Genomic DNA, 9,474 nt, shown 5'->3' with positions numbered 1-9,474 from the left:
GCAGTGCACCGCGCAGCTTATCCGCGCCGCCGGAGTGCTACCGGCCGACGGCACCCGCCGGGCCGTGCTGTATCTGCACGGCGGGGCGTTCATCACCTGCGGCGCCTACTCGCACGGCCGCTTAGTGAGCATGCTGTCTAAATTCGCCGACAGCCCTATCCTGGTGCCCAATTACCGCAAGCTGCCCAAACATTCGATCAGCGAGGCGATCGACGACTGCTACGACGGCTACCGGTGTCTGCGCCGAAAAGGCTATCTGCCCGACCAGATCGTGCTGGCCGGCGATTCCGCCGGCGGCTATCTGGCGCTAGCGCTGGCCCAACGCCTGCTCGAGTGCGGTGAGCAGCCGGCCGCGCTGGTGGCCATGTCACCACTGCTGCAACTGGCCACGCAACCCAAAACGACCCACCCCAATGTCGGCTCGGATGCGATGTTTCCGCCCAGAGCATTTGACGCCTTCCATGGCTTGATTACCCGCGCCGCAGCAGACCGCGAGGCCAATAGGCAATCGGACGCGCTCTACGAGCCGCTCGATCACATCCAACCCGGCCTGCCACCCATGTTGATCCACGTATCCGGTTGCGAGGTGCTGCTTCACGACGCGCAGCTGGCGGCCCAACGACTGGCCGCCGCCGGTGTGCCCGTCGATGTGCAGGTGTGGCCGGGTCAAATCCACGTGTTCCAACTCGCAGCGCCTTTGATCCCCGAAGCCACCCGCTCACTGCGCCAGATCGGCCGCTATATCCGGGAAGCGACCGGATAACCAAGGGACCCTGAGGTTATCGAAGATGGATTTCGGAGCGTTGCCACCAGAAATCAACTCCGGCCGCATGTATTCCGGGCCCGGCTGCGGGTCGATGCTGGCTGCCGCAGCAGCCTGGGACGGGCTGGCCGACGACCTGCATTCCACTGCGGGCTCCTATCAGTCGGTGATCTGGGACCTGACCGGCGCAGCATGGCTGGGTCCTTCGTCGGCGTCGATGGCGGCAGCGGTGGCGCCGTACATCGAGTGGATGATGACGACTGCTGCGCTGTGCCGAGAGACCGCCACCAATGCCAGGGCCGCCGCAGCCGCCTACGAGGCCGCGTTTGCGATGACGGTGCCCCCGCCGATGATCGCAGTCAACCGCGCGCAGCTGATGTTGCTGATCGCGACAAACATCTTCGGCCAAAACACCGCGGCGATTGCGGCCACCGAAGCCGAGTACGGCGAAATGTGGGCCCAAGACGCCGGGGCCATGTATGAGTATGCTGGCGCGTCCGCTGCCGCTTCGGCGTTACCGCCGTTCACCACGCCCCCGCCCACCACAAATCCAGCCGGAGTCGCCAGCCAGGTTGCTGCAGTTGCCCACGCCAGCGCCACATCAGCCGGCACGGCCACCCAGACCATCATGTCGACGGGCTCGCAGGTGCTGCCCGCAGTACCCAATGCACTTCAGGGACTTTCCCAGTCTTTACCGGCCGCCGCGCAATTGCTGAGCTTACTGAGTCCGGTGAACCTGGCCGTTGCGTCGGCGTCAACGGCCATCACGTCGACCGGCACGGCCGGGTCGTATACGGGCTTGGGATATGCGGTCCACTACGACCCAGACGGTGCCAGCAAGACGGATGCCGTACTGGAACGCTTGGGGGCGATTCCGGGAGGCTCAGGAACAGGCGCATTAACGTCATTGGGATCGGCAGACCTGGCGGCCGGCAGCGGTGCGGCACCTGGATTGTCAGCGGGTTTAGGCCGGGCCTCCTCAATCGGCGCGCTGTCGGTGCCGCCGCGCTGGGCCGCAGCCATCCCGCCGATCAGACACGTCGCGGCAGCCTGGCCGAACACCCTCGCCGGTGCCGTCCCGACGGTCCAGGCAGCGAGCCCGGAAAACCTGCTCAACGAGACGCTTTTGGCGAGTATGGCCTTACGCGGCGTCGGCGGCGCTCGCCCTCAAGGCCGGCCCACGATCGTCAAAACTGTGAGGCCGCGCCCGCGGGATGGCGACACCTGGGGCTGATGCTTTTGCACTCACCCGGGTGAATTAGCTCGGCGGGTGATGACGACTCACCCCGCGCCGATGAATGCTTACTCGCAGCTGGTGAGTGGAGGGTCAAGTGCAGCCGACGATGTACCAGATCTGCATTCGAGGCCACGTGACCGAACGGTTCGGGTCCGCCTTAGAAGGGATGCGCCTCGAGGCCGGTGCGATCGGAACCATGTTCACTGGTGAAATCCGTGACCAGTCACAGCTTTACGGACTCCTCGACCGGGTCCGTGATCTAGGCCTTGAGCTCATCAGCGTACAACCGCGGCCCGCGGCTGCCCCGACAAGAACCCACATCAGGAAGGACCTGTAATGCAAGCCATCACTGTTTCAGACCGTGACGCCGGTGTCGCTGGCCTGGCGCTGACGGACCTGCCCTACCCGCAGGCGGCCGATAACGACGTCGTCGTGCGGGTACACGCCGCGGGCTTCACGCCCGGAGAGCTTGAATGGCCGCACACCTGGATCGACCGCGCGGGTCGTGATCGGACACCGAGCGTGCCCGGCCACGAGCTGTCGGGCGTCGTGGTTGAGTTAGGGTACGGCACAACACTTTTGACCGTCGGTCAGCGGGTGTTTGGGCTCGCCGACTGGGCCCGCAACGGCTCGCTCGCGGAGTACACCGCTGTGGAAGCCCGTAATCTCGCTCCGCTGCCGATGGACATCGACCATACCGTGGCCGCGGCGCTGCCGATCTCTGGATTGGCCGCCTGGCAGGGCCTGTTCGACCACGGCCGCCTCGCCGCCGGACAAACGGTTCTGATTCACGGCGCCGCAGGCGGGGTTGGGTCGATCGCGGTGCAGCTCGCTGGCGAGGTCGGTGCGCGCGTCATAGGTACCGGCCGGACCGCAGACCGAGACCGGGCGGGGGAGCTCGGCGTCCACACTTTCCTCGACCTGGAGACCGAAAAGCTCGAGGACGCAGGCGAAGTCGACGTGGTATTTGATGTGATCGGCGGCGACATTCTGGCCCGCTCAGCGGCTCTGGTGCGGGCTGGCGGAACGCTCGTCACCATCGCCGAGCCGCCGAAGACTCTACCGCGCGATGGGCGGGCCGTTTTCTTCCTTGTCGAAGCCGATCGTGTGCAGCTCGCTGACCTCGCAGCGCGAGTAAGGGATGGACGCATCAAACCGGTGGTGGGTGCTGTGTTGCCACTTGCCGAAGCTGCCGCGGCATTCGCTCCTGGCAAGCGCATCCCCGGCAAGACGATCCTTCGCGTAACCGAAGACTGAAAAGGGAAGGCAGCCAGAAAATGGCCGTAAAAATACCGCTCGCGGCACTGGCAGTTGCGGTGATACTTGCGCCTGCGGCCTGCGCCGAGCCGACACCACAGAATTCGGGGCAAAACCCGGTTGTCCGCAAAGTTTTCGATCAACCTACGAACGTGCCGGGCAAATCACTTGAATCGGTGACCGTCAGCTATCCGCCAGGCGCGAAGAGCGGCGCTCACCACCACGCGAAATCGGCGTTCATCATGGCCTACGTGATCTCCGGAGCGATCCGCAGCCAAGTCGAAGGCGAGCCTGTACGCGTCTATCACGCCGGTGAGACGTGGAGTGAAGCCCCCGGCGCACACCACACAATTAGTGAAAATGCCAGCGCCACCGACCCTGCTGAATTACTCGCAGTCTTCCTAATCGATGCCGGAGACGGCCCGCTCACCACGGACGACACCGCCGAAAAATAGCTGCCGCGTTAGCGATACAACATGTGCGCGCCGTTCGGCGCTAACAAATTGAAGACATCATCCATTTCTGGGAGGAGTCCATGCATACGCCTGATCCGGTTCGGGTTGTCCGGATCGCACTACGCTTGTCGCTCGCGGCGGCCTTTCTGTCCGCTGTTGCCGACCGATTCGGTTGGTGGGCGCCGTTCGGGCAGGGTAGCTGGGGGAGCATGAACGCCTTCGCCGAATATGCCCACCAGCTTGTTCCGTTTGCTTCTGGATGGTTACTGACCGCCATTGTGTGGGCTGTCACTGCCATCGAAACGAGCCTGGGAATCTTGCTCCTGACCGGCTGGTGGCCGAAACTTGTTGGCGCGGCGACTTGTTTGGTGCTCATAGTATTCGGAACCGCAATGGCTACATCTCTGGGTATGGAAGCACCGCTTAGTTACAGTGTCTTCTCCGCAGCAAGTGCAGCCGCGGCCTACGCGATACTCGGCACATCATCGCCGCCACACACGACTGAAACCACACCTCACCCAAGCACAGCGGTACGTACCGATCATCCGACAGGGTAGACGTGACTAGTAAAGAATTCGACGTGATCGTCGTCGGTGGCGGGGTGGGCGGTGTAGCCGCCGTGCGGAAGCTTGCTTCCGTGGGCCTTTCGGTAGCCCTCGTTGAGGATCGTCTGGTCGGTGGGGAGTGTCATTACTGGGGCTGCAACCCGAGCAAAACGCTGCTTCGCCCGATCGAGGTGTTCAATCTCGCAAAGGCCGTTCCTGGTGTGCGAGAGGCTATTTCGGAGGAAGGATTGGATGTTGCGGCCGTCTTCGCGAAACGCGACGCACTCATCGAGCACCTCTCGGACCAAGACCGAACAGCATCATTGCGGCAAGCCGGTGTAGCAGTGTTTCATGGGTTCGGCCGGTTGAGCGGCCAACGAACAGTGCGCGTGGCCTACACCCTGGGAGATACCACCGAAGCCGTCTTGACTGCACGCTACGCGGTCGTGCTGGCCACCGGCACTCGTCCTAACGTGCCTGAGATACCTGGGCTGGCGCAAGCACGCCCGTGGACCAATCGGGACTTAACCACCATGACACAGGTGCCACCTCGGGCGCTGGTGGTGGGTGGCGGCCCCGTCGCCGTCGAGTTCGCGACCATCCTGAGCGGTTTGGGCTCAGCGGTAACACTTCTGGTGCGTGACGACACCCTGCTTTGCAACTGCGAACCCGAAGCTCGCGAACGAGTCGCGCAGTCACTGCGAAGCAAAGGCGTCAAGATCCACTTTGAGACAGAGTTGTCGGCGGTAGCCCGCCCCGTCGCTGGCGGGCCCGTCACCGCAACCTTCCAGGGCCAGACCATCGAGGTAGACGAGGTCGTCCTGGCCGCCGGACGGCGCACCAATACCGACCACCTCGGACTGGAAACCGTTGGCCTGCCGGGCGGCGAGATCGTTTCTGTGAACGACCATCTACAGGCGGTCGGCGTCACGGGCGGTTGGCTCTACGCGCTGGGGGATACCACCGGGCGTGCTCGGCTGTCTCATATCTCCACCTACCACGGCCGTGTCGTGGCCGACATCATCGCGGCCCTGGCCGCGAGGCGAGAACTGTCCGAGAGCGAGTTGACTGTCCGTGACGCCGGCAATCTGGCGCAGGTTATCCACACTGAACCTCAAGTGGCCTGGGTGGGGCGCACCGAAAGTCAGGCCCGAGCAGAAGGGTTCGCGGTACGGACGCGAACTGCCCATTACCCCGGCGCAGTGGCATTCCTCGCCCTTTACAGGGATGGCTTCGAAGGATGGGCGAAACTGGTCATTAACGACGAGACCAATACACTGCTCGGAGCGACATTTGTCGGCCCGCAGTTCTCCGAACTGGTTCAAGCAGCCACCCTGGCTATCGTCGCGAAGGTCCCAGTCAGTCTGCTGCGCCATGCTGTCGCGCCACATCCGACGGTCAATCAGGTCTGGGATCCGCTACTCGCCCAGGAGTCCGAACTTGCCCCGTTACTGAACAACGAGGCGCAGAAAGCACAAAAGAGCGCTTAAGCGAATCAAACCGTTAAACCTCGATCGTTGAGAGGAACCACAATGACCTACTATTGGCCGGTCGTGTCACTGTGACCATGCTTGTGGCGGGGGTTCGCACGCTGGGCGGCAAAGTGGAGACGCTCGAAGTGGACGACCCGCGACCGTTGGCGGCCGACGAGGTCCTGATCGACGTTCGTGGCGCCGGGGTTGGCAACTGGGACAACATCATTCGTTACGGCGGTTGGGACGTTGGCACGAGGCCGCCGCTGGCGCTCGGCGTCGAGGCTGCCGGGATCATCAAGGCGGTTGGTAATCGCCTGAGCGGATTCGGTGTGGACGATGAGGTGTTGTGTCACCCTGTCCCGCTGCGCGATCAAGGCACGTGGGCGCCGTTTCTGATCGCACCCGCTGGATCGCTCGCCCACAAACCACCTGAGATTTCGTGGGAGACCGCAGCGATCTTTCCGGTGCCGGCGTTGACCGCCGAGCAGGTGATCGGCGAGGCGTTGGCCCTCCACGGGGGAGAAACGTTGCTCGTTCATGGCGCGGGTGGAATCACCGGCGGGCTCATCGTTCAGCTGGCCGCGCTGCGCGGGGTCGATGTGCTTGCCACCGCCAGCCCGCGCAGCGCCGAGCGCGTCCGCGCGAATGGCGCCCGCGAAGTGATCGACTACGGCGACCCGATGTGGCCCCAACACGCAAGGGAATTGGCGAAGGGCTGCATCGACGCCGTCGCCAATGCGGCCCCCGGGGGTGCTGCTGCGGCGATGACCGCGCTTGCCGACGGAGGCCGACTCGCCACCATCACCCCCGATCCGCCGGCACCCACCCGGGACATCAGCGTAACCGCGGTTTACGTCCGTTCCGACGGCGCTCAACTCGACCGCCTGACCGCGCTACTCGCCTCCCGTCGATTGAGCATGCCGATCCCGCGGACCTGCGGCGTGGATGAGGCCGCCGCCGCCCTCGCACACGTCGTCGCAGGCCACGAGCCCAGGGGAGTGGTCATCACGAAAGACATCTGACGTAGTTGCCATCACACACCGGAAAACCTCATACCCAGCGAGGAGTCTTGAGATGACCACAATTACCCCGATATACACCGGAGTAGCCGCTCACATCGGCGAATACGCTGACGCCGTTGCCGTATTCGGCGACGACGGCACACAGATTTTCGTCTCCGGCACGCCTGGCCTGCGCGACGACGGCACCGTGCCTGAGGACTTTACCGACGAAGCCAGGCAGTGCTGGGCCAATGTCGAACGGGCGCTTGGCAAGGCGGGCGCCAAGCTCACCGACATTGTCTATATGCGCCAGTGGGTCACCAGCCGTGACAATGCGTCCGCTTACTTGGCGGTGAGCAAAGAAGTCATCCGCCACCAACCCGCCGCCATGTTCAGCATCATCGACGGGCTGGTGTGGCCCAACATCCGCGTGGAAGTTGAAGTCACCGCCATCCTGCCGGCATGAGCGATTACCCCATCGTCGACTTGTCCACCGACGCACTGCTTACCACGACCCGCTCGGTGCGCAAACGTCTCGATTTGACCAAACCCGTTCCTATCGGCCTCATTCGGGAATGCCTGGAGATCGCGGTGCAGGCACCGACGTCGGCCAACGTGCAGAATTGGAGCTTCATTGTAGTCACCGATGCCGAACAGCGTCGTGCGATCGCCGACGTGTACCGCCGCACATGGGACTTGATCGTCGCGTCCCCTTTCGCGGTCGCCGATCGGTTCAAGGACGACCCCGCGCGCAATCGCGAGCAGCGCAAAGTGTCCGACAGTGCGGCGTATCTCGCCGAGCACATCGGCGAGGTCCCCGTGTTGATGATCCCGTGCGTCGAGGTCATCGACGGTGACGGCATGCTGACGGGCGAAAACGCCAACCAATATTGGAGTTCGATCATGCCCGCCACGTGGAGCTATATGCTCGCCGCGCGTTCTCGGGGCTTGGGAACGACGTGGACCGGGGTGACGATAATGGCCGGCGACGAGATGCGGGCCATCCTCGGGCTGCCCGACAACGTCTATCACGCCACGACAATCCCCACCGCCTACTACACCGGCACGACCTTCCGCCCTGCCAAACGGATTCCGCTCGACGACGTGGTCCATTTCGACCGATGGTGACACGCAATGGGTTTGGCACGCAGTCGTCCTCACGGGCCGAAGGGAGACCGCAGCGACATTGCGTAACACGGCGCCGACCAGCCGCGCGATGGTTGTTGCGGTGATGCGCGGCTCCGACGCGACGGCGCACCGCACAGGAATTAACTCGTCAGCTATGGCGTTCGGCTAGCGGTGGCGCACGCGATGAGATGTCTTAGTATCAGCCCGTCGGGCATTCCTAGTCGGGGGACGCGGTGTTGACGATTCTTAACCGGGCATGGGTTCCGCTGGTCGTTGTCTTGGCACTGGTCATCGGCGGGATTGCGGTACTCCGGCTCAATGGCGTCTTCCCAGGACCCGGCCTGCCCAAGCCCGATCCCCGGGATGCGACCCCGCCATACGCAGCCAAGACCGCCATCTACGAAATTCTTGGACCGCCCGGTACGACCGGCGTCGTCAACTGGATGGATGCGGATTCCCTACCGCAGAAGGCCAGCTTCACCACATTGCCGTGGTCGAAGACGATCGTCGCCGAGATGCCCGGTATCTTCGCCTACGTCGTCGCCCAAGGGGACAGTCCCTCCATCGGCTGCCGGATCACCGTCGACGGCAAGTTGGTCGATCAACAACAGGTCAACACCCGGGACGCGCAGGTTTCCTGCTTGGACAAATCCGCGTGACCGACGACAACAGCGACACCGGCGACACGGACGAAATCCCCGTCGCGCCGCACTACGAACTTGAGCGCAAGCCGCGGCTGGCCCGCACGATCCGCGTCCTGGCGCTGCCGATCGTCGTGGTCTGGCTGCTGATCGCGGTCGGCGTCAACGTCTTCGTCCCACAGTTGGAGAAGGTTGCCGAGGATGTCTCGGTGCCGCTGTCGCCATCCGACGCGCCTTCGGTGACGGGGATGAAGCACATCGGGGAGAAATTCAAGGAGTACGACTCCGACAACCTCGTCCTGGTGACCCTGGTCGGCGACAAACCCCTCGGCCAGGACGCTCACCATTTTTACGACGACCTGGTCAAGAAGCTAAATCGGGACCACGAGCACGTCGAGCATGCGCTGAATTTCTGGGGGCAGCGATTCACGGCCTCGGGTGTCGAGAGCTACGACCACAAGGCCGCCTACGTCCAGGTCAACCTGCGCGGTGACCAGGGTGGAGCCGACGGCGACAAGTCGGTTGCCGCGGTTCGCAAGATTGTGGCGGACTCGAAGCCGCCGCCGGGGGTGAAGGCCTACGTCGCCGGTCAGGGAGCCCTGACCGCCGACACAATCGTTGTCGGCAACGCGAGCCTGGCCAAGATGACGATTATCACCATCATCATCATCGCGATCATGCTGATGTTCGTCTACCGATCCATCGGCACCGTGCTGCTGACGATGGTCATCCTGTTCGTCGGACTAGCCACTGCCCGGGGCGTGGTGGCACTGCTGGGCGAAACCGGCATCATGGGGCTCTCGACCTTCGCCGTCAACTTGCTGACGGCACTGGCCATCGCGGCGGGTACCGACTACGCGATATTCATGGTCGGCCGCTACCAGGAGGGCCGCGAACGGGGCCTGGACCGCGAAGCCGCCTACTACGACACCTTCGCCGGTGTCAGCAAGGTGGTGCTGGGTTCGGGTCTGA

Annotated in this window: 11 protein-coding genes; all 11 read left to right on the top strand. The window is 63.7% G+C overall.

The window, feature by feature from the left end:
• Window positions 1-763: alpha/beta hydrolase (locus tag WB785_RS19070; RefSeq protein WP_424080857.1), on the top strand; the 763-nt coding region annotated here is incomplete at its 5' end.
• A 25-nt stretch (window positions 764-788) separates the two neighbouring features.
• Window positions 789-1,997 carry a PPE family protein gene (locus WB785_RS19065; protein WP_424080856.1) on the top strand — a complete coding sequence of 403 codons (1,209 nt, stop codon included), beginning with the start codon at window positions 789-791 and terminating at the stop codon, window positions 1,995-1,997.
• A gap of 339 nt (window positions 1,998-2,336) precedes the next feature.
• Entirely contained in the window at window positions 2,337-3,257 is a 921-nt protein-coding gene (locus WB785_RS19060; RefSeq protein WP_424080855.1) for an NADP-dependent oxidoreductase, read from the top strand.
• A gap of 20 nt (window positions 3,258-3,277) precedes the next feature.
• Window positions 3,278-3,712 carry a cupin domain-containing protein gene (locus WB785_RS19055; protein ID WP_424080854.1) on the top strand — a complete coding sequence of 145 codons (435 nt, stop codon included), beginning with the start codon at window positions 3,278-3,280 and terminating at the stop codon, window positions 3,710-3,712.
• Between the two features lie 80 nt (window positions 3,713-3,792).
• Window positions 3,793-4,269 carry a hypothetical protein gene (locus tag WB785_RS19050; RefSeq protein WP_424080853.1) on the top strand — a complete coding sequence of 159 codons (477 nt, stop codon included), beginning with the start codon at window positions 3,793-3,795 and terminating at the stop codon, window positions 4,267-4,269.
• 2 nt (window positions 4,270-4,271) lie between these two features.
• A complete protein-coding gene (locus WB785_RS19045; RefSeq protein ID WP_424080852.1) occupies window positions 4,272-5,747 on the top strand; it encodes a dihydrolipoyl dehydrogenase family protein in 1,476 nt (491 codons plus the stop codon).
• Between the two features lie 77 nt (window positions 5,748-5,824).
• The gene (locus tag WB785_RS19040) at window positions 5,825-6,754 is read left to right on the top strand and encodes an NADP-dependent oxidoreductase (protein ID WP_424080858.1); all 930 of its coding nucleotides are present in this window, start codon (window positions 5,825-5,827) and stop codon (window positions 6,752-6,754) included.
• 52 nt (window positions 6,755-6,806) lie between these two features.
• Entirely contained in the window at window positions 6,807-7,199 is a 393-nt protein-coding gene (locus tag WB785_RS19035; RefSeq protein WP_424080851.1) for a Rid family hydrolase, read from the top strand.
• Window positions 7,196-7,861 carry a nitroreductase family protein gene (locus WB785_RS19030; protein WP_424080850.1) on the top strand — a complete coding sequence of 222 codons (666 nt, stop codon included), beginning with the start codon at window positions 7,196-7,198 and terminating at the stop codon, window positions 7,859-7,861. Before WB785_RS19035 ends, WB785_RS19030 begins: the two co-directional genes overlap by 4 nt.
• A 236-nt stretch (window positions 7,862-8,097) precedes the next feature.
• Window positions 8,098-8,520, top strand: coding sequence for an MmpS family transport accessory protein (locus WB785_RS19025; protein ID WP_424080849.1), 423 nt, complete (start codon window positions 8,098-8,100; stop codon window positions 8,518-8,520).
• A partial coding sequence (locus tag WB785_RS19020; RefSeq protein ID WP_424080848.1) for an MMPL family transporter occupies window positions 8,517-9,474 on the top strand: 958 nt, incomplete at its 3' end. The genes WB785_RS19025 and WB785_RS19020, both read left to right, overlap by 4 nt.

It is taken from the genome of Mycobacterium sp. (assembly GCF_049585075.1).
GTDB lineage: Bacteria > Actinomycetota > Actinomycetes > Mycobacteriales > Mycobacteriaceae > Mycobacterium.
The sequence above is the reverse complement of the archived record's forward strand: the minus strand, read 5'-3'. Positions and strand labels throughout refer to the sequence as shown.

Bases quoted from the DNA above. Each gene is read 5' to 3' on its own strand.
- WB785_RS19065 (WP_424080856.1), top strand. From the start codon at position 789: ATGGATTTCGGAGCGTTGCCACCAGAAATCAACTCCGGCCGCATGTAT.
- WB785_RS19060 (WP_424080855.1), top strand. From the start codon at position 2,337: ATGCAAGCCATCACTGTTTCAGACCGTGACGCCGGTGTCGCTGGCCTG.
- WB785_RS19055 (WP_424080854.1), top strand. From the start codon at position 3,278: ATGGCCGTAAAAATACCGCTCGCGGCACTGGCAGTTGCGGTGATACTT.
- WB785_RS19050 (WP_424080853.1), top strand. From the start codon at position 3,793: ATGCATACGCCTGATCCGGTTCGGGTTGTCCGGATCGCACTACGCTTG.
- WB785_RS19040 (WP_424080858.1), top strand. From the start codon at position 5,825: ATGCTTGTGGCGGGGGTTCGCACGCTGGGCGGCAAAGTGGAGACGCTC.
- WB785_RS19035 (WP_424080851.1), top strand. From the start codon at position 6,807: ATGACCACAATTACCCCGATATACACCGGAGTAGCCGCTCACATCGGC.
- WB785_RS19030 (WP_424080850.1), top strand. From the start codon at position 7,196: ATGAGCGATTACCCCATCGTCGACTTGTCCACCGACGCACTGCTTACC.